The sequence below is a fragment of the Phycisphaera sp. genome (assembly GCA_025916675.1).
Taxonomy (GTDB): Bacteria; Planctomycetota; Phycisphaerae; order Phycisphaerales; family UBA1924; genus JAHCJI01.
Map to the genome: position 1 here is coordinate 3,191,332 of CP098402.1, position 20,288 is coordinate 3,211,619.

General features: G+C 65.8%; 16 protein-coding genes. 11 read left to right on the top strand and 5 right to left on the bottom strand.

Annotated elements, in window-relative coordinates; genetic code table 11:
• Positions 1-7: 7 nt before the first annotated feature.
• Positions 8-1,078, top strand: coding sequence for an ABC transporter ATP-binding protein (locus NCW75_13590; GenBank protein UYV12319.1), 1,071 nt, complete (start codon positions 8-10; stop codon positions 1,076-1,078).
• On the opposite strand, the gene NCW75_13595 is transcribed toward NCW75_13590, so the two are convergent.
• Positions 1,075-1,764: a HAMP domain-containing histidine kinase gene (locus NCW75_13595; protein ID UYV12320.1), complete on the bottom strand. Its 690-nt coding sequence runs from the start codon at positions 1,762-1,764 to the stop codon at positions 1,075-1,077. The two genes, NCW75_13590 and NCW75_13595, sit on opposite strands and share 4 nt — an antisense overlap.
• 83 nt (positions 1,765-1,847) lie before the next feature.
• Between NCW75_13595 and NCW75_13600 the strand changes: the two genes are divergently transcribed.
• Together NCW75_13600 and NCW75_13605 are read left to right on the top strand one after the other, a co-directional pair.
• Positions 1,848-2,765: a ParB/RepB/Spo0J family partition protein gene (locus NCW75_13600; protein ID UYV12321.1), complete on the top strand. Its 918-nt coding sequence runs from the start codon at positions 1,848-1,850 to the stop codon at positions 2,763-2,765.
• Between the two features lie 124 nt (positions 2,766-2,889).
• Positions 2,890-3,480, top strand: coding sequence for a hypothetical protein (locus tag NCW75_13605; protein ID UYV12322.1), 591 nt, complete (start codon positions 2,890-2,892; stop codon positions 3,478-3,480).
• A 61-nt stretch (positions 3,481-3,541) separates the two neighbouring features.
• Here the strand turns inward: NCW75_13605 and NCW75_13610 are convergent, their stop codons facing one another.
• Positions 3,542-5,221 (bottom strand): ATP-binding protein, encoded by a 1,680-nt coding sequence (locus NCW75_13610; protein UYV12323.1) that lies wholly within the window; start codon positions 5,219-5,221, stop codon positions 3,542-3,544.
• Between the two features lie 51 nt (positions 5,222-5,272).
• Here NCW75_13610 and holA point away from each other — a divergent pair, with 51 nt between their 5' ends.
• From holA to NCW75_13625, 3 genes are all read left to right on the top strand, one after another.
• Positions 5,273-6,331 carry a DNA polymerase III subunit delta gene (holA, locus tag NCW75_13615; GenBank protein UYV12324.1) on the top strand — a complete coding sequence of 353 codons (1,059 nt, stop codon included), beginning with the start codon at positions 5,273-5,275 and terminating at the stop codon, positions 6,329-6,331.
• Positions 6,332-6,390: 59 nt separating this feature from the next.
• Positions 6,391-7,560, top strand: coding sequence for a hypothetical protein (locus NCW75_13620; GenBank protein ID UYV12325.1), 1,170 nt, complete (start codon positions 6,391-6,393; stop codon positions 7,558-7,560).
• Positions 7,561-7,886: 326 nt separating this feature from the next.
• Positions 7,887-10,445 (top strand): ATP-dependent Clp protease ATP-binding subunit, encoded by a 2,559-nt coding sequence (locus NCW75_13625; protein UYV12326.1) that lies wholly within the window; start codon positions 7,887-7,889, stop codon positions 10,443-10,445.
• Positions 10,446-10,531: 86 nt separating this feature from the next.
• Here NCW75_13625 and NCW75_13630 read toward each other — a convergent pair whose 3' ends face one another.
• Positions 10,532-11,179, bottom strand: a complete 648-nt coding sequence (locus NCW75_13630; protein UYV12327.1) for a hypothetical protein — start codon at positions 11,177-11,179, stop codon at positions 10,532-10,534.
• 180 nt (positions 11,180-11,359) lie between these two features.
• Complete coding sequence (locus tag NCW75_13635) at positions 11,360-11,926, bottom strand: PEP-CTERM sorting domain-containing protein (GenBank protein UYV12328.1); 567 nt, start codon at positions 11,924-11,926, stop codon at positions 11,360-11,362.
• Between the two features lie 237 nt (positions 11,927-12,163).
• On the opposite strand from NCW75_13635, the gene NCW75_13640 reads away from it, so the two are divergent.
• On the top strand, positions 12,164-14,053 hold the full coding sequence (locus NCW75_13640; GenBank protein ID UYV12329.1) for an ABC transporter permease subunit: 1,890 nt from the start codon (positions 12,164-12,166) through the stop codon (positions 14,051-14,053).
• 11 nt (positions 14,054-14,064) lie between these two features.
• Entirely contained in the window at positions 14,065-14,838 is a 774-nt protein-coding gene (locus NCW75_13645) for a class I SAM-dependent methyltransferase (GenBank protein UYV12330.1), read from the top strand.
• An 80-nt stretch (positions 14,839-14,918) separates the two neighbouring features.
• Here NCW75_13645 and NCW75_13650 read toward each other — a convergent pair whose 3' ends face one another.
• Positions 14,919-15,875, bottom strand: a complete 957-nt coding sequence (locus NCW75_13650; protein UYV12331.1) for a hypothetical protein — start codon at positions 15,873-15,875, stop codon at positions 14,919-14,921.
• Positions 15,876-16,089: 214 nt separating this feature from the next.
• On the opposite strand from NCW75_13650, the gene lpdA reads away from it, so the two are divergent.
• The 3 genes from lpdA (at position 16,090) to NCW75_13665 (ending at position 20,149) form a co-directional block, all read left to right on the top strand.
• Complete coding sequence (lpdA, locus tag NCW75_13655; GenBank protein UYV12332.1) at positions 16,090-17,646, top strand: dihydrolipoyl dehydrogenase; 1,557 nt, start codon at positions 16,090-16,092, stop codon at positions 17,644-17,646.
• Between the two features lie 135 nt (positions 17,647-17,781).
• Positions 17,782-18,720, top strand: coding sequence for a hypothetical protein (locus tag NCW75_13660; GenBank protein UYV12333.1), 939 nt, complete (start codon positions 17,782-17,784; stop codon positions 18,718-18,720).
• A 160-nt stretch (positions 18,721-18,880) separates the two neighbouring features.
• The gene (locus NCW75_13665; protein ID UYV12334.1) at positions 18,881-20,149 is read left to right on the top strand and encodes a hypothetical protein; all 1,269 of its coding nucleotides are present in this window, start codon (positions 18,881-18,883) and stop codon (positions 20,147-20,149) included.
• The last annotated feature ends 139 nt before the right edge of the window (positions 20,150-20,288 follow it).

Below are 20,288 nucleotides of genomic sequence, written 5' to 3' on the forward strand. Positions count from 1 at the left end.
TCGGCTCATGCCCACCAGGATCACGATCGCCGGCCTCACCAAGACTTTCGGCCGGGCCGACAGGCAGGTCAAGGCCGTCGACGACATCGACCTGGTGATCGAGCCCGGCGAGATCTTCTTCCTGCTCGGCCCCTCGGGCTGCGGCAAGACCACGCTGCTCCGCATGATCGCCGGCTTCATCGAGCCGAGTGCGGGAACGATCCACTTCAATGACCGGGACATTACCAGACTAAATCCGAACAAACGTAATGCTGGTATGGTCTTCCAGAGCTACGCCCTGTGGCCGCACATGACCGCCGCGGAGAATGTTGCCTTTGGCCTCAAAGTGCGCAAGCTGCCCAAAGCCGAGCGCCTGAAGCGGGCCAAGGCGGCTCTCGAGGACGTCCAGCTCGCCCACCTGGCCGACCGAAAGCCGGGCGAGCTCTCGGGCGGCCAGCAGCAACGCATCGCACTGGCCCGGGCCTTGGTCATCCGCCCCGACGTTCTGCTCCTCGACGAGCCGCTGTCGAATCTCGACGCCCGTCTCCGCAACGACTTGCGCGACGAGATCCGCCGCATCTGCAAATCGGCGGGCATTACGACGGTGTATGTCACCCACGACCAGAAGGAAGCCCTGAGCGTGGCCGACCGGATCGCCGTCATGCGTGACGGCAACGTGGTCCAGGCCGGCTCGCCCATGGAACTCTACCGCCGCCCCACCACGACCTTCGCCGCGTCTTTCCTTGGTGACACGAACCTGATCCCCGGCGAGCTCACCAATGGGGGTGCTGCGGGTTCCGTGGTCGAGGTCAAGACGGCTGCCGGAATGATCCAAGGCACCTTGACCGCTGACGGAGCGTCGGGCCGATCCGTCAACGTCTCCCTCCGCCCAGAAGCGTTAAAAGCTGCATCTAACGGCGTGCTGGCCGGGAACGTGGAGTCCACGACCTATCTCGGCGACGTGGCCCACCACCGCGTGGTCACCGATGCCGGGGGGGCACTGCACGTTTCCGAGTTTTCCCCGGGCCCGCAGAGCGCTTTTTCTGGCCGCGTCCGGCTGGCGGTACAGGCCGAGGATGCTGTAGTCCTGCTTGACTAGTCGGCCGGAAGTTCCACGTGGAACGTTGTGCCGATGCCGAGCTCGGATATGACCGAGAGCTGGCCGCCCCACCGCTGGCAGAGCAATCGCACGACAGCTAGGCCAATCCCAGGCGATCCGGTCGGCAGCCCACCTCGATTGATCGAGGAAACACTCCGCGCCTCCAGCCCCCTGCCACGGTCCTCGACCCAGATGGACCAAGCCGCACGTCGCCACGATGATCCTGGCGCGTACCCTGCAGTCACGGCCACGGACGAGCCCGACTTCGAGGCAGCGATCGCGTTTAGAAGCAGATTCAGCAGGATGTGTTCGACGACGGCGGGTGGGAGGGCCAACTCGCCCGGCTCATTGAATCCGCACTCGAGCCGTACGCCAGCATCTTCGGCTTTGGTCTGGGCTGTCGAGATGGCGGCGACGAGGCAATCCGAGAGTGAACAAGTGGGGGACGAACTCGGGGCGTCCTTCGTCAGATCCACGAGCAAGCCGCAGATGGCGACGGCCCGCTGGCATCGTTCCACGGCCCTTTCGATGAGCTGATCCTTGATGGTCTCATCGCCTTCGGTATGCTCGAGAAGATCGGCGAGGCCGATGACCGGAGTCAGCAGGTTGTTGACCTCGTGGGCGATCGCGGCGGCGATCGATCCGCTGGTGTCCGCCTCAACCGTTGTATCAAGTTCTCGCCCCATTCCTCTAAGCATCGGTTACAGATTCCGTGTTGGTTAGCGCGGGTGTCACGTGAAACACCCGAACCTGCCCGATAAGATGCTTCATGCCTACCCAACGCCCACGCAAGCTCGGTCGCGGCCTGTCCAGCCTTCTCGAGGAATCCGCTCCGCAGCAGGTCGAGGTGAATCAATTTGAGTTATCGGACAATAGTGAGCAAATACGGGAAATCCCTATAAATAGTATCAAGCCCAACGCCTTCCAGCCCCGGATCCGGTTCGACGATCGGCACCTAGCCGAGCTCGCCGCGTCGATCCGCCTAGCCGGCCTCATGCAGCCGATCGTGGTGCGAGCGGCGGGGGAGGGCCGGTACGAGATCATCGCGGGCGAGCGTCGCTGGCGTGCGTGCAAGATGGCCGGGCTGAAGACGGTGCCGGCCATCGTGCGCGAAGCCGACGATCGCAAGTCGGCCGAGCTCGCGCTCATCGAGAACGTCCAGCGCACCGACCTGAATCCGATCGAACGCGCTGGCGCGTTCCGTGCGCTGATGGCCAAGTTTTCGATGACGCAATCCGACGTTGCCGACCGCGTCGGGCTCGATCGGTCATCGGTGGCCAACCTGTTGCGGTTATTGGAACTCCCCGACGACATCCGCAACATGATCGCCGATGGCGCGCTCTCTGCTGGCCACGGCAAGATGCTTGCCTCGGTGGCCGACGAGTCGCAACGGCGACAACTCGTCGAGCGAATCATGTCCGAGCATCTTTCCGTCAGGCAGACCGAGAAGGCCGTGCGCGAGATCGCCAATCGCGGCGCGCAGCCCGGTGAGGATGACGGGAAGACCCTGTCTCCCGACCGTGACGCAAACATCCGCGATCTTGAAACGAAACTAGGGGATCACCTCAGGACGCGCGTGCGCATCGATGTTTCGCCGGGCGGCGAGAAGGGCAAACTCGTCTTAGAGTTCTACGACTTAGAACACTTTGATGGGCTCATGCGCGCCATGGGCTTCGAATCAACATAAAACTTCGCTCACTTGACACTGAAATTGGGGAATTGTGTACCTAAGGTTATGATTCCTTTTCTCATTTGGGGATGATCGTCGCGGCCTGTCCGCCGTTGTTTCGTTGTTTCCAACTGGAGCTACCATGCCTCGAAAGAAGAAGACAACCCGCAAGTCGGCCAAGCCTCTCAAAGATCTCCCGCTGGCCGATCTCACCCAGGAGATCGAACGCCGCCGCGAGGGCGCGGTCGAACTTGCCGAAGAACGTGCCGAACTGGTCGAGCGCATCGCCGAGATCGATGAGTACCTTGAAGAACTCGGCGTGAGCACGACCACCGGCCGCGCCCGGGGCCGCCCACGGAAGACCGCCGCCCGCTCCCACAGTGGAGGCCGCAAGCGCATCGCCAAGAAGTCGACGAAGAAGAAGGCTTCCAAAAAAACGGCCCGCAAGGTGGCCAAAAAGACCACAAAGACCTCGAAGAAGAAGGTCACCGGTAAGGGCCCAACCAAGCCTCGGGGTTCGCGCAAGCGTCACCGCAACGATACCAACCTCGTTGGCGCGCTCCAGAAAGTTCTCAGCGGCAAGACCCTGGGCGTGACCGAAGCGGCCAACGCCGTGCAGAAGGCCGGCTACAAGACCACCAGCCCCAACTTCCGCACCATCGTCAACCAGACGCTCATCAAGCACCCCGACACCTTCTCGAAGAAGGGCCGCGGGCTCTACACCGCGAAGTAAGCGCACGAACGCTGGTCGTGAACGCCGGGGCCGAGCCGCTCCGGCGTTGTGCTGCGCAGGCCTACTTCTTCATGGGCCCGCGCGTGGCCGAGGGATCGATGATCCGGCCCGGATCGGCCGGCAGCACGAGCGTGAACGTCGACCCCTTGCCCGGCTCACTCTCGATGGTGATCCGCCCGCGGTGGTCCTCGACCACACGCTTGGTCACCGCCAGGCCTAGGCCCGTGCCGCGCACGCCCTTGCTGGTCTGGAAGGGCTCGAAGATCGTGGCGTGGCGATCCTTGGGGATGCCCGGCCCGTTATCGATCACCAGCACGTGGGCCTCGCCCGGGCTGCCGGGCCCACGCGAGTCGGGTTCTTCGTAGTGCAGCCGGATGGTGATCGAGCCCATTCCTTCCGGGACGGCTTCCAACGCATTGGTTAGCAGGTTCATCAGGGCCTGGTGGATGAGCGAGGCGTCCACCGGCACCGGCGGCACGTCGTCTTCCGAATCCACGATGAGCGCCACGCCCGCCTGCTCGCACACCGTTTCAAGCAACTGCGCACAGTCCTCGATCAACGGCCGCAGGTGCGTGAACTCGATCTCGATCTGCCGCTGTCGGCTGAACGCGAGCATGTTCGTCGTGAGCCCGGCGATGCGATCGAGGTTGCGTCGCAGGATGCCCCAGCCCTGCCGCGAGATTTCGAGGTTCTCGCGGTCGAGGCCCATCTCGACGAGGTCGGCCCCGCCGCTAAGGCCTTGCAATATGTTCTTGATCGAGTGGCTCAGGCTCGCCACGGTCTGGCCCATCGCGGCCAGGCGCTCGGTTTGCAGCTTGCCCTGGTGCAGGTGCAGGTTCGAGAGCGCGATGCCGGCCTGCTGGCCCACGGCGTGCAGCAGCCTGAGTTGTTCGTTCGTAAACGTCTGGTCCGTCGCCGACGTGTCAATGTAGATCGCCCCGAACACGGTGGCGCGGTGTTCCATGGGTACGCAGATGGCGCTGCGGATGCGCAAGTTCTGCACCGAATCGCCCGACGCGAAGCGCGGGTCGGCCATCGCGTTGGTGGAGAGCACCGCCTCGCCCTTGCGCACGGCGTGCCGCAAGATCGTCCGGCTGACCTGGATGCGATCGTCCTCGCGGCCCTTGATGAGCGCGCGGTTCTTGACCGCCGCGGGCACCAGCTTGCGCTTGTCGTCGATGATCATCACCACGCCGCGTTCGGGCTTGAATTCTTCGAAGATCAATTCGAGCAAGCCGTGCAGCAGCGCCCCGCGCGTGACCGACTTGGCCGCCAGTTCGGTGATCTGGTACACAATGCGCAGGTACTCGAGCGCGTGTTGCTCGGCGGGGGGGCTCTGGCCGTTGGGGGTGGTGGGGGCGTTCTCTGGCGGACGCTTGACCGTGGCGTCCACGCTGGTGGCCATCTCGCCGGGCTGCAGCAGCTCGATCATGTCGAACTCGTCGACGATGCTCGAGAGCCCGTACGCCAGGGTCGTGTGGCCCACGGTGATGGTGTCGCCCGCGCTGAGCCGCACGCGGTCCTCGATGGCCTTGCCGTTCACCAGCGTGCCATTCTGGCTCTCGAGGTCGCGCAGCCACCACTCGCCGCGGTCGGGCGTCAGCTCGGCGTGGCGGCGGCTGACGGCCTGGTCGCCCAGCGGCAGCGCCTCGCTCGACCGCCCGAGCAGTTGCGGCTCGTTGGCCGGCAGCTCGAACCGCTTGCCCTTCTCGGGCCCCTCGATGACCGTCAGCACCAGCACGACAGTGGTATACGCCCGCCGAGGCCGATCGGTCGCATATTGTCACGGGCCATGGCCAAACGAGCCCCCAGCAAATCCGCCAAGCAGGCCGCCCCGGACGGGTCGGAGCGTGTGGCCATCATCAAGGGGCACGACGCCTTCCTCCGCCAGCACTTTCTCGACAAGCTGAAGGGGGCCCTGGCGGCCGCCACCGGGATGGACATCAACACCGTCCGCTTCGACGGCGAGAGTGCCGCCCTGGCCGACGTGCTCGACGAGTGCCGCAGCCCGGGATTGCTGCCGGTCCACAAGCTGGTGGTGGTTGACGCGGCGGACAAGTTCGTGAAGGAGGCCACCCGCCCGGCCCTGGAGCGGTACGCCGCCGAGCCCGACGACCGGGCGACCCTGGTGCTGCGGGCCGAGACGTGGAGGCCCGGCCGGCTCGACAAGGCGGTCGAGAAGGTCGGCAAGGTCTTCGCGTGCGAGGCGGCAAGCCCCCAGCAGGCCGCACAGTGGGCCACGGGGCGGGCCAAGGCCTCCCATAAGGTCGGGCTCCGGGCCGACGCCGCCCAGCTGCTGGTCGATTCGGTGGGAGTCGATCTGGCCCGCCTGGACGCCGAGCTGGCCAAGCTGTCGACCGATGCCGAGGGCTCGGGCCCGACCGGCGAAGAAGTCGCCGAAATCACCGCAGACCTCGTGCGGACCCACGTGCGTGCCACGCGCGAGGCCGAGACGCCCTGGCCGTTGCAGGACGAGATCCTGTCGGGCGACCCGGTCCGGCCGCTGGCGTACATCGAGCTGTGGATGGGCAACGCCCCGCGGGACCAGGCCGTGCCGGCGATGTGGGCGTGCGTCGACCTCACGCGCGCGCTGGCGACGGCCGCCCGCATGGCCCAGGGCGGCACGCCCGAGGGGGCCATCGCCAAACGCCTGAAGCTGTGGCCCGCCCATCGCGGCGGTGCGGTAGTGGGGGCGGCCCGCCGATTGGGCCCGGCCCGGGCCGCGCAATTGCACGCCCGCGCGTGCGAGGCCGATGCCGCCATCAAGCGCGGGGCGCACAGCCGGCGCACGCTCGAGACGCTGTGCGTCGAAATCGCAAGCCGCCTGAGCGGGCGGCCCGATACCCGGTAATGCCAACGGGGCCGGAGGCCCCGGGTTTTGTCGCGTGCCGAACGTCGCAGGAGGCGACCGTGGACGACCTGAGATCACTTCTCGCGTGCTGCGCGCTCGTGCCGGCCCTGGTGGCCGGCTGCGCAACCCAGACCCAGTCCGCCGACACCGCCCCGAGCGCCGGGCTCGACGACCTGGGGCAGCCTACGCCCACTTCTTCGGACTCGCGGGGGCCCGGCGGCCTCTCCCTGGCGGAGGCCGCGCGTCGCGCGGCGGACGACATGGCGGCGTTGATGAACAACGAGCCCGCCGAGCGTCGTTCCGCGCCAGATGGAGAACCGGCCGAGGGGCAGCGTCCGTGGCAATCGGGCGATTCCGATGAGGGCAGCCCGCCCGCACCCGAAGCGGACCCCGGGCAACCGGATGAACAAGCGCAGCTTCCGACGGCCGAGCCCGAACAGCCAGTTGCCGATGCCGATGCCGATGTCGATGTTGCGCCCCCTCCCGATCCCGTCGCGATGATCCTCGAACGCCTCGAGATCGATACGCGGGACCCCGAGCGGGCGCTGGCCGCCTCGATCCTCGCGCAAGCCATCCGTGAATATGCGAGCGCCGATGATGGCTCGCGCCCGGGGCAGAACCTCAGCCCGCCCGAGCGCGAGCTGGCGACCCTGCTGGGCCCGTTGCTCGACGCCCTGACCACCGGCGATCGGGCCGATGCGCCCAACCGTATCGGGCTGGCCATCGACGACGCGGCACGCGGCCTCTCGTCGGTCCTGCCCGTTCGTATCAACGATGCCGCGCTGGCCACCGACATCTATGGGTTCGCCGCGTACAAGCCGTTCGAGAGTTACACCTTCTTGTCGGGCCGCTCGAACCGGATGCTGGTGTACACCGAGCCGGCGAATTTCCAGAGCCGCCTGGCCACCGAGCCCGCCAGCCAGGGCAGCGCCGCCAATCCCGGCGCGTACGAGGTCGTGCTCGGTCTCGAGTTGCAGCTCTATAACGAGCGGGGATCCATGCTCGCCTGGCGAAGGCCCGAGGAGCGAGTGGCGATCCGCAGCGATCGGCCACGCTCGGAGGTCTATCTCGGCACCATGATCGAGCTGCCCGATCGGCTCAGCGTGGGGCGGTACCAGCTCAAGGTCGTGCTCCGCGATCACGCCGATGGCTCGGAGGACGAGCGGGTGATCCCCATCAAGATCGTTGCCGACCCGCGGCTGACAACCCGGACGACCCGGAGCCCATAACCACACGTATAGAACGATGATCGCCCGGCCGATCCTGCCGCTTCGGCAGGAAGAGGCAGGTCCGATCACGGATCGGCCGGGCCGCCTTGGAATCGGGGCCCGCCCGATCGGCCCGGAGGGCGTTTTGGAGCCTTCCGGGTAGAAAGTGCGCTCCGGCGGGCTCGGTTTGGGCAATTGGCATGGGCCATGCAACCGATACCCCGGAATGCGTCGATGCTCAACGGGCTTGGTGCCCAGCGACATCGGCAGACCCCCGGGGAATCCAAGGGCCCCGGGGACCAGGATCGGCCGGCATTTGTTCGGTATGATCCACTTGGAGGTGCGGCATGTTCGAACGGTTCACAGACCGGGCCCGCAAGGTGATGGGCCTCGCCAATCAGGAAGCCCAGCGCCTCAACCACGAGTACATCGGGACCGAGCACATCCTGCTCGGCCTGGTGAAAGAAGGCTCGGGTGTTGGTGCCAACGTGCTCAAGAATCTCGACGTTGACCTGCGCAAGGTCCGCCTCGAGGTCGAGAAGCTCGTGAAGGCCGGGCCAGAGATGGTCACGATGGGCAAGCTGCCCCAGACGCCGCGCGCGAAGAAGGTCATCGAGTACGCTATTGAAGAGGCGCGGAGCCTCAACCACAACTACGTCGGCACCGAGCACCTGTTGCTGGGCCTCTTGCGAGAGCAGGACGGTGTGGCCGCCCAGGTGCTGCGCAACCTCGGACTCAAGCTCGACGAGGTCCGCGAGGAGGTCCTCAACCTGCTGGGTGCTTCGGGCGAGGGCTCGGGCGGCGGCGAGGAGGGCTTCGCCAGCGCGGGCGTCTCGGGCAGCGGCCCGAGCGAGGGCCGCAAGGGCAAGAGCCGCACGCCCGCGCTCGACAGCTTCGGCCGCGACCTGACCGAGCTTGCCAAGGAGAGCACGCTCGACCCGGTCATCGGCCGGTCGAAGGAGATCGAGCGCGTCGTGCAGATCCTCTGCCGCCGCACGAAGAACAACCCCGTGCTGCTGGGCGAGGCCGGGGTTGGCAAGACCGCCATCGTCGAGGGCATGGCCCAGCGCATCATCACCGGCGACGTGCCCGAGATCCTGCACGAGAAGCGGATCGTGGTGCTCGACCTGGCGATGATGGTCGCCGGCACGAAGTACCGCGGCCAGTTCGAGGAACGCATCAAGGCCGTCATGAACGAGGTGCGTCGCGCCAAGAACGTGATCCTGTTCATCGACGAGCTGCACACGCTCGTTGGTGCGGGTGGCGCCGAGGGCGCCATCGACGCCAGCAACGTGCTCAAGCCCGCGCTGGCGCGTGGTGAGATCCAGTGCATTGGCGCGACGACCTTCGACGAGTACCGCAAGTACATCGAGAAGGACGCCGCGCTCGCACGCCGCTTCCAGGCCATCCCCGTCGACCCGCCCAACGACGAGCAGACGGTGGAGATCATCAAGGGCCTGCGCGACCGCTACGAGCAGCACCACCGCGTGCGCATCACCGATGATGCCGTCCGCGCCGCCGTCGAGCTGAGCGGCCGGTACATCTCGGGTCGCGTGCAGCCCGACAAGTCGATCGACGTGATCGACGAGGCGGGTGCTCGCGTCCGCATCAAGAGCATGAGCAAGCCGCCAGACCTCGCAGAGATCGAGAGCGAGGTCGAGAAGCTGGGCGTCGAGAAGGACGAGGCGGTCAAGGGTGCCGATTACGAGCGTGCGGCCGAGCTGCGCGATCAGGCCGAGCAGCTCCGCAAGAAGAAGGAAGAGATCCAGAAGACCTGGCGCGAGAAGTCCAAGGAGATCGACGGCACCGTCGACGAGGACATCATCGCCGAGGTGGTGTCGAGCATGACCGGCGTGCCGCTGCAACGCCTCGAGAGCGAGGAGGCCGACCGCCTGCTCAAGCTCGAGACCGAGCTGCACAAGAAGGTCATCAGCCAGGAAGAGGCCATCAAGGCCGTCGCCCGCGCCATCCGGCGTGCGCGTGCGGGCCTGAAGGATCCCAAGCGCCCGATGGGCAGCTTCATCTTCGTCGGTCCGTCCGGCGTGGGCAAGACGCTGCTGAGCAAGGCCCTGGCCGAGTTCATGTTCGGCGACGAGGACGCTCTGATCCACCTGGACATGAGCGAGTACATGGAGAAGCACAACGTCAGCCGCCTCATCGGCGCGCCTCCGGGCTACGTCGGCTACGAGGAGGGCGGCCAGCTCACCGAGCGCATCCGCCGGCGCCCCTACAGCGTCGTGCTGCTCGACGAGGTCGAGAAGGCCCACCCCGACGTCTTCAACATGCTGCTCCAGATCATGGAGGAAGGACGCCTGACCGACTCGTTCGGCCGCAACGTCGACTTCCGCAACACCATCATGATCATGACCAGCAACATCGGTGCGGACCTGATCAAGGGTGGCGGCGGCTTCGGCTTCCAGAAGCGGACGGCCGACGTCGATTACGACAACATCAAGGGCATCCTGATGAAGGAGATCGAGCGGTTCTTCCGCCCCGAATTCATCAACCGCCTGGATGACACCATCGTGTTCCGCCCGCTCACCCGCGACGACCTCGTGCAGATCATCGAGTACGAGGTCAAGAAGGTCGGCGACCGCCTGCGAGTCCAGGACATCACCATGGAGCTCGACCAGCCGGCCAAGGACTTCCTCATCGACAAGGGCTACAGCCCGGACTTTGGCGCCCGCCCCCTGCGTCGCGCCATCGGCCAGTACATCGAGGACCCGCTCAGCGAGATGCTGCTGTCGGGCGAGATCTCGGGCCGGACGCTGCTGAAGGTGACCCGCAAGGGCGAGGACGACAACCTCTTCTTCAACACCGAGAAGCTGCCCGAGCCGCCCAAGGATGAGGACGAGGGCGACAAGGAAGGCGACCACCCAGTGTCGGCCGGGGCCGAATCGACCTGATCCGGATTCTGAATCTTGAAACAACAACGCCCGGTCGTGTGAAGCGACCGGGCGTTTTGCATTGATAGCCGGATGTCGAGCCGTGCTTATTCGCAGCCCACGTCGAACGCGTTTTGGAAGCACAGGAAGTCGAACAGGGTTAGCTCGCCGTCCTCGTCGCAGTCGGCCTCGATGTCGCCCGCGGCGAACAGGTTCTGGAAGGCGAGGAAGTCGAAGATGTCGAGCTGGCTGTCGCCGTTCATGTCGGCAAAGCACCGGAAGAATCGCACACCGCCGACGCCGGAGATCTGGGCTTGGTACGGGCCATCGTCGTCATTCTCGTAGCCAGTATGCACGACGAAATATGACACGCCCTCCGTCAGCGTGATGCCTTCGATGCCCGAGTAGCCGATGCCGGTGCCCGGCAGCATGCTGCCGAAGTAGTCGTCGTTCAGACCGATCAGGCCATCGAGCGGCGAGGCCGGGTCGAAGCTGCTCTCGTACAGCAACAGGTAGCCGTCCCAGAAGAGGCCGAAGTTTTCCTGGTCGCTAAGGATGGTGTACGGCCCGGTCTCGGTCACCTCGATCTCGACCGCCTCGTAGGGAACGTCGGTCGCGAAGAAGCTCTGGCTCGTCAGGCTATCCGGGCGGTTGAATCGGTCGCCACCCCGGGTGTCGCCCAGGTACTCGAGCGATTGGGCGGTTGCGGTCGTGGTCAGGGCCAGCACCGTACAGGTCGTCGTCAGTATTCTCACGTTGTTCTCCTCCGTTGTTGCGCGGTCACGGTGCCTGAGACCTGCACCATACCGGAATCCGGCTTCGACTGCAAGGCTATTTTGCCGCCGAGTTGGCTAGGCCTACGTGGGTCGTGGCGCGAAAAAACGCCCCGTGGGGCGTTCACAAGAGAGCTCTTGGGTGTAAGTCGAAATCGCGAATTAGCGACGGCGACGGGCGGCGGCCAGGCCACCAAGGCCCAGCAGGGCCAGCGAGGCCGGGGCCGGGATGGTGTACTCGACCACAATGCGGCCTGCGGCACCATCATCGCCACCAGCGTCGTCGGCCAGGAAGATGCCCCATGTGCCGGCGGCGAAGGGGCCATCGTTCCAGGAGTCGGCGTCGTAAGTGCCGGCCGGAGCGGTGTCGCCAAAGGCGAAGTCGTTCCAGTTGCCGTTCCCGGCGGCCGAGACGAAGTCGTAGCGTGCGGTGCCGGCCAGCAGCGAGCCGCCGTCGCCCAGCAGCACGCCGCTGCCGTTGTCGTCGGTGAGCGTGAAGATGTCGCCAGCGGGGCTGGTCAGGATGAACTCGATGTCCGAGCCCCACGAGTGGGCCAGGTCGATCGAGACCATGTCGATCGAAGCGATCGCGGGCAGGTCGAAGGTGGTGTCGAGCACGACCTCGGGATCATTGCCGAAGTTCTCAACGCTCACGTCGATCACCTCGCTCTGAGCCGAGGCGGTGCCAGCCAGGGCCAGAACGGCCCCCAAAAGTACGGTCTTACGCATGTCTGTCTCCTCTCACCCAATGCGGCGCCCTCCTAAAGACGCCGTGCCGGGATCATGAACCCGTAGTATGACCACATATGGCCACCAAACCATTGACGAAAACCCTAAACTTCTAAAATTGTGCTCAGAAAGTGTTGCCTATCTTGGCATTCTGTTTTTGTTCGTTATTGATAACAGAGCCAATCCCTACAACCCGATCGCAACACCCCAAGCCCAACGCCGGTACGATCGACCCACATGCCCGTTTTCATCCGCTGGCTGCTGGCTCTGGGCCCGGCCAACCCCATCGCCGTGCGGCTCGTGCAGAACGGCTCCCGCCGGAGCCGCCACATGTACATCCGGGCGGCTTACCTGGCCCTGCTGGTGCTGGTCATGCTCTGGGCCCTGCTGGTCAAGACGAGCAGCAGCGGGGGGGCCACGTCGTTCCGCGACCTGTCGGAGGCCGGGGCCAGCACCTTCACGTACGTCGCCTACCTCCAGATCCTGCTGATCTGCGTGCTCAGCCCGGTGTTCATGGCCGGCGCGATCGCGCAAGAGGCAAGCCCGAGAACGTGGGAGGTCCTGCTCACCACGCCGCTGGGACGCTTGCAGATCGTGCTGGGGAACCTACTCGGCCGGCTTTTCTTCGTGCTCGCGTTGCTGTTCGCCAGCCTGCCGCTGTTCGCGCTCACGCAATACTTCGGTGGCGTGCCGGGCACGAGCATCTTCGCGAGCTATCTCGTGGCCGCGGCGGCCGCCTTGCTCGTGGGCGCGATCGCGATCGCCCTGGCGGTAAGCCGTGTGGCTGGCCGCCGCGCGGTGTTCACGTTCTATGTTGCCGTGGTGACATACTTAGGCATCACGTATGGCCTCGATGAGTGGCTGAGCAGGCGCGGCCTCGGCGCTGGCCCGAGCAACGATGGCGTCACCTGGCTCACCGGCGTGAATCCATTCCTGGCCCTCGACGCGTTGCTGAACCCCACGACCTATCCGAGCGCGGACAGTGGGAGCCGATCCGGGTTGGCCGCCTTCATGCTCGAGCGACCGGTCCGGGCGTGGATCCTGCTGGCCTCGGGCCTCAGCCTGGCACTGATCTCCGCGTCCACCCTAACGGTGCGCACCGGCGGCCTCGCGAAGCGCACGGTCGAGCGCCGAAAGCTCCCCTGGTATCGCAAGATGCTGGGCCTGAGCGCCGGGGCCGTCGACGAGGACGGTCAGGCCTTCCGCCCGCCGCGCAACGTGTGGCACAACCCCATCGCCTGGCGCGAGGCCGCCGCCCGGAACGCCACGCTCGCGCGCATCTTGGCGCGTTGGGCGTTCATCGTTTTCGGCATCGCGCTGGCCATCGTGCTGGTGCTCGCGTACGACACCTCGGCCATCACCGCCACCGACTACCGCCTGGCGATCCTCGTGATCGTGCTGGTCGAATTGGCCGTGACGACGCTGGTGGCCATCAACATGTCGGCGACCGCGATCAGCCGCGAGCGCGAGGACGGCACGCTCGATTTGTTACTCACCACGCCCGTCACGCCCGGCGAGTACCTGGGCGGCAAGCTGCGCGGCCTGATCGCCTACCTCCTACCCATGATCGCCGTCCCGGTGGTCACCATGCTGCTGGCCGGCATCCACGCGGCGGTGGGGGGGCTCAGCCAGCCAGACAACGCGCAGGTTCCCGCCGGCCCGGCCGTCGGAAATGTCATGATCCCCGTCGTGCTGCCCGAGGCCGGGCTCGTGCTGGCGCTCAGCGCCGCGCCGTTCATGGCGCTGTGCGTCATGATCGGCCTGCACTGGTCGCTCAAGAGCAAAGGTGCAATCGCGTCGGTGGTGGGGGCGGTCATCGTCGCGGCCATCGTCGCCGCGGTGGTGGGTGGGTGCGGGTTCAACGCGGGGCGGTCGATCCCCGCTGTCGGGCCGGCGTTGCTCGGGCTCTCGCCGTTTGCCGCGGGGCTCGCGATGGTCGAGCCGGTGGACGCGATGTACGAGACGGTGACCCAGGGCGGTGGCGGCTCGCTGCTGACCGCCCGCGTGGCGCTGCTCATCGGCGCGGCCGCCAGCGCGGGCGTCCACCTGGCCGCGGTCTGGGCGTTGCACAGCCAGATGGTCCGCCGCTTCGACATGACCGTGCGCAAGCTCTCGGGTACGAGCTAGGCGGCGATCCCATGCCCTCGCTCGAAGCGAACAAGAACAAGTGGGCCTCGCACGATTGGAGCCGCGGGGGCGACGAATGGTCCACGCTCGCCGGCGGTAGTGCGCGGTGGTGGCACGGCATCCTCTTGCCACGCCTCTTGCCCATCCTCGCGGCGCTCCCACCCAACCCGCACGTTCTCGAGATCGCCCCGGGCTACGGCCGCTGGACGCAGTACTTGCTGCGGCACGCCGGCACGCTGACCGCGCTCGACATCGACCGGGGTTGCCTCGACGCGTGCCGCAAGCGGTTTGGTGGCGCGGTACACCTCGTGCTGGGCGATGGCTTCACCCTCGGCGGGGCAACAGAGCGCATCAACGGTCCGATCGACTTCTGCTTCAGCTACGACAGCCTGGTCCACGCCGAGATCGACGCGATGGGCTCGTACGTGCGTGAGCTCTCTCGCGTGCTGCGCCCGGGCGGCTACGCCTTCTTGCACCACAGCAACCTGGCCGGTTGCGACGCGCCGAAGGGCACGCCCACCCACTGGCGCGCACCCAGCGTCGACGCGAAGGCCATCCGCGAGCGCGGGCTCGCCTGCAACCTCGAAGTCCCATTGCAAGAACTCTGCACCAAGGGCGGCCCCAAGGACCGTGCGCTGATCGATTGCATCACGGTGCTGCACAAGCCGGGCAGCGGCCAGCCGGGCACACACACGAACGTGATCGACAGCCCGGAGTTCTGGCGGCAGATCCAATTGCTGGGCGCGCTCGCGAAACCATACGACAACGTGGTGCGACACCCGTAAACGAGGCCCTGGCGTAAGCCTGGGCTCTTCAAGATTCATAGAAGAGCCAAGGCATGCGCCACAGCCTCGTTCAGAATGCTCTAGCACCCATCCTCGAACACGTTCAGAAAGAACAGAAAATCAAACAGATCAACGACGCCGTCACCGTTGACATCGCCGCGCGCGTCGCCGGCTTGGATCCAGTTGCCGAGCACCAGAAAATCAAAGATGGTCGCCTCGCAATCGCCGTCCAGGTCGGCCGGGCACGCCTCGCACGCGAGGCCCGCCAATCCCGTGACCGGCCCGACGCCCGCGATCACGCCCACGGGTTCTTGCACGCCCGTGTACGGGTCGAACCGCCAGAGCTGGGCCTCGCTCTCGGGCGCGCTGCCCGCGACGATGTAGAAGCCCGTCTCGACGCCACCGACCTCGATGATCTCAAGCCCGCCCACGTCCGACAGCTCGATCGCGGGCAGCAACGGCGCGATCACCGTCGTCTCGCCCGTCTCGGGGTCGATCGCGCGGAGCGAAGGCGGCCCCTCGGTGGTCCGCAGGTCGAGCCCCACCAGCAACCCATCGCCCCGTGCGCCCAATCCGGAGATGTCGGTCGCCGGGATCAGCGTCGGCCCCAGCGTCGCCCGCCCCGTTGCGGGGTTGATGGTGAACAGCCTCGCCGGCGAAGCCGTGCGCGTGCCGTAGATGGTGCCGTCGGCGAAGATCGCCATCCCGCCCTCGCGTGCGGTGATGCCAAGCCGCCCGCCGCGCGTGGCCTGCCCGGTCTCGCGGTCGACCTCATACAGCTCATTGTCGGTGGTGGGGGTGAAGCCCAGCAGCCGCCCGCCGCCGTCGAAGGCCAGCGCCGCCAGTGGGGTCCGTCCCGTCACCCCCGTGCCAACCAGATCGACCGCTGACAGCACCTGGGCCGTGGCCGGGTCGATGTGGTACACCATGGCCGAGCCGAACGCCGCGTCGGTGGCCACCAGCACGGGTTCGCCCGCATCCGCCGCCGCCACCGCCAACATTCCAACCCATACAACAGCACTCGCACGCCCATTCATGGGGTGTCTCCCTCTCTTCAAGCGCCCGGCACCGGGGTCGATGGCGGGCGAACCTCGTTGAACCCTCTCGGCCGAATTATGGCCGCGTCCGATTGCCCCGGCAGAGCCTCCGATGGCACCCATTGAGGCCCGGCCAAGGCCCACCCCGGCACCTAGAGTGCCCGCTCCGATCACCTTGTTCGAGACCCCAGCGATTCAGCAGAAAGGCAACTCCGTGGCCGACAAGCACTTCGACGTCGTCGTCATCGGTTCGGGCCCCGGCGGATACGTCGGCGCCATCCGCGCCGCCCAACTGGGCTACAAGACCGCCTGCGTCGAGCGGGCCAAGCTCGGCGGCGTCTGCCTCAACTGGGGCTGCATCCCCTCAAAAGCCCTCCTCTCCAATGCCGAGCTCATGGACAAGCTCGCCGAGAAAGAGGAATGGGGCCTCAAGATCAACGGCAAGATCGACTTCGACTGGTCCAAGGTCATCGGCCGCAGCCGGGACGTGGCCGACAAGCTGAACAAGGGCGTGGGCTTCCTGTTCAAGAAGAACAAGGTCGAGCACATCGAGGCCAGCGCCAAGATCGTGTCCCCGGCCAAGGGCCAAGGGAAGAACAGAACACCCGCCAAGATCGAGATCTACGACTGCAAGGTGGAGGAGGAGCGCACCGACGCGCCCGCCACCCCGGCCGCCAAGCCGCGTGAGACCATCACCGCCGACAAGGTCATCATCGCCACCGGCTCGGTCGCGCGAGACCTGCCCTTCGCCAAGTTCGGTTCGTCGCCCAACATCTGGGGCGCCCGCGAGGCCATGTTCAACAAGGGCTTCCCCAAGAGCCTCATCGTCGTCGGCTCGGGCGCCATCGGCATGGAGTTCGGCTATTTCTACCACGCCTACGGCACCAAGGTCACCGTCGTTGAGATGCTCGACCGCATCCTGCCGGTCGAGGATGACGACGTGAGCCAGGCCATGCTCCGCTACTACAAGAAGGCCGGCATCGACTTCAAGCTCGGCATGGTCGGCACCAACGTCGACGCCAAGGGCAAGGGCGTGAAGGTGACGATCGCTCCTATGAAGGACGGCAAGCCCGATGAGAGCAAGAAGGAGACCCTCGAGGCCGACAAGCTGCTGCTGGCCATCGGCGTCAAGGGCCGCTTCGACGGCTTGTTCGACGACAAGCTCGGGCTCGAGACCGTCAAGGACCACATCAAGACCGACTACGACCCCGCCAACCTAGGCGAGCAGCGCATCGACTACAAGACCAACCTCGAAGGCGTCTACGCCATCGGCGACGTCATCGGCCCGCCCTGGCTCGCGCACGTCGCGGGCGAGGAAGCCGTGTTGTGCATCGAGCGCATCGCGTGGAAGGAGGGCAAGCTCGACCACGAGCCCATCCCGATGGACTACTCGATCATCCCCGGCTGCACCTACTGCCACCCGCAGGTGGCGGCCGTCGGGTACACCGAGCGCGCCCTGAAAGAAAAAGGCCTCAAGGCGGGCGAGGACTACCAGGTCGGCAAGTTCCCCTTCAGCGCCCTGGGCAAGGCCATCGCGACCCGCCACACCGACGGCTTCTGCAAGATCATCCGAGGTTTGCCCAGAGGCGAGATCCTGGGCGCGCACATCATGGGCGACCAGGCGACCGAATTGATCGCAGAACTCTCCCTCGCGCGCCGATTGGAAGCCACGAGCGAGGAACTCATCGCCACCGTCCACGCCCACCCGACCATGCACGAGAGCGTGCACGAGGCGGCCCTGGGCAGCGAAGGCCGCATGATCAACGCCTGACCGAAGCCGTCCCCCTTCTTGTCGAGCCGCGAGCGTAAGCTCGCGGACCCTCCCTGAATCGCCGAAAACGCCCTTGCATCGCGGGGGCGTTTGTGGTAATCTGATAGCATCCAAGGCACCAGAAGGGGATCCGCCATGCGCCGAACCATCGCCACCACCGTCCTGTTCGCCACCACGCCCCTGGTCATGGCCCAGGCCCAGTTTGAGATCGGGTTGCAATTCAACGATCACCCCGAGATTGTTCGTGTCGAGCCAACCCCGTTCAGCATGAGTGCCGATAGCGAGTTCTTGCCGTACCCGTTCCACCAACGCGCTGTCGCGTTGAATTTATTTGACGACTCAGAGCCATCGCTATCGGGGATTAACATCCATGTACGCGCCGTTGGCGCTGGTGATTCCGCGCTGTTCTCGCGAGCCCGTACGGTTGCAGCGTTCGATGATCTTGTCTTCACGGCCACCGAGTCAAAGGCGATCATGGTCAATATGGAATTCGTGTTTCCCAGCCTGGTCTTCGTTGTGCCGAGCGGCGAAGAGTACGAGGGTATCAAATATACCAGCAAAATCACGGTTGAAATCGATGGCCAGCCGTACCGGGGTTCATCAACCGTGATTCTTACCGGCGACAGTGAACGCTTCGAGGTCGAATTTTCTGGCATCCTAGTACATCGTGCCGGAGGCGTGGTTTCGATTCGTGACATCGAGGTGCCGACGAACAAGCCCGTCACACTACGAATCGAAATCGCGAAGTCGATCGACAGGCCGGAGGGTGTATCGGGGCAAGAAATGCTGATCAGATTGCGTAGCCCTGAGTCCGGCTTCCCCATCGCTCGGGACATCTTCACTCTCCCCGATGGTGTCCGCGTCGACTCCGTGCAAGCTCGTATCTCCAACAACCGCTGGCTTATCTGCCCGGCCGACATCAATCAGGATGGCGGCGTCGACATCTTCGACTTCCTCGAACTCCAAAACCTCTTCGACGCCGGCGACCCCCTCGCCGACTTCGACCGCGACGGCGCCCTCACCATCTTCGACTTCCTCGCCTTCCAGAACGCCTTCGACGCCGGCTGCCCATAACGCCCGCGACTCGGTCCAAGAACCCGCCCCACACGCCTCCCAGGCACGCCTAGAGCCCCCAACCTGACCTTGGGGGCTATTTGTTTGTGTGTTTCCCGTGATCGGTGGCCGCTCCTCCCGCTCACTACTGGTGACAAGCACCCATATTTAGGAGCACGCCATGACTCTCCCCTCCATCGCCGCACTCGCCCTCACCGCCGGCCTGGCCTGCAGCGCCCACGCCCAGGTCATCGACATCCCGCCGGACTCGCTGCCCGCCGAGTCGTGGTTCACCGCGAACCCCGGCGCCACGGTCAACGTCGGCAGCGGCGGCAGCATCTTCCCCGACTCCGGCACCGGCGCGTTCACCTTCAATGGTGCGACCGTGAACATCGAGCTCGGCGGCGTGTCAGGCTTCCCGACGATCGACCACTTCGTCGAGGACGTCACCTACAACCTCGACGGCGGCGAGCTCATCCGCGTCAAGTTCGTCGGTGGTGTCGGCACGACCACGCTGAACATCATCGACGGCCAGACCAGGCGCGGCGTGTGGCTGCAGGGCAACACCGTCTGCAACATGTCGGGCGGCGACGCCGGGCTCGTCGCTGGCGGCCAGGCCGCCTTCATCATCGAAGACGACGCCGAGTTCAACATGAGCGGCGGCACCGTCGACACGTTCATCCTCGCCATCGACGACGCCACCGTGAGCATCACCGACGGCGAGATCGAGGGCGCCCTGCAAATGGACGACCGCGCCACCGCCACCATCTCGGGCGGCTCGGTCGGCCGCAGCGGGTTTATGAAGACCATCGACAATCGCCTCACCATCACCGGCGGCACCATCGGCCGAGACTTCGTCGTCGAGAAGGGCATCGTCGAGATGTCCGGCGGCGCGATGGACACCAACTGCGCCATCCTCAACGGCAGCGGCGGGGTCGATCCCATCTTCAACATGACCGGCGGCGCCCTGGGCACCGACTTCCGCGCCTACGACGGCACCATCAACATCTCGGGCGGCCTCGTTGGCGACGGCTTCCGCCTGGGCCGGCCCACCGGCGACGGCTCGGGCGTCACCATGAACCTCACCGTCAAGAGCGCCACCCTCGACGGCGTCGCGATGGACCTGACTACCACGCCCACGACCGTCGGCGTCCGCGGCGGCGTCTTCCTTTCGTGCGTGATGCTCGACGACTCGCTCGTCGGCTTCCACCTCAACGACGATACCGTCTTCGGCGAGGACCGCATCCGCGCCGCGGCCACCCTTACCGTTGCTCTGGCCGCGTGCAAGGCCGACCTCGACGGCGACGGCAGCCTCAGCCTCTTCGACTTCCTGGAGTTCCAGAACCTCTTCGACGGCGGCGACCTGGCCGCCGACTTCGACGGGGACGGCGTGCTCACCATCTTCGACTTCCTGGAGTTCCAGAACCTCTTCGTGGCGGGCTGCCCCTGACATCCCGATGCATGCGATCGGATCCTGGCACAATCTTGCGGATTCAACGCGGCCCGCAACGCGCTAGAACGCGCCAAACCTCTATACCCGGTTCTGCAACTTGCAGAATCGGGTTTGTTCTTCTGCAGCAGATGAATGG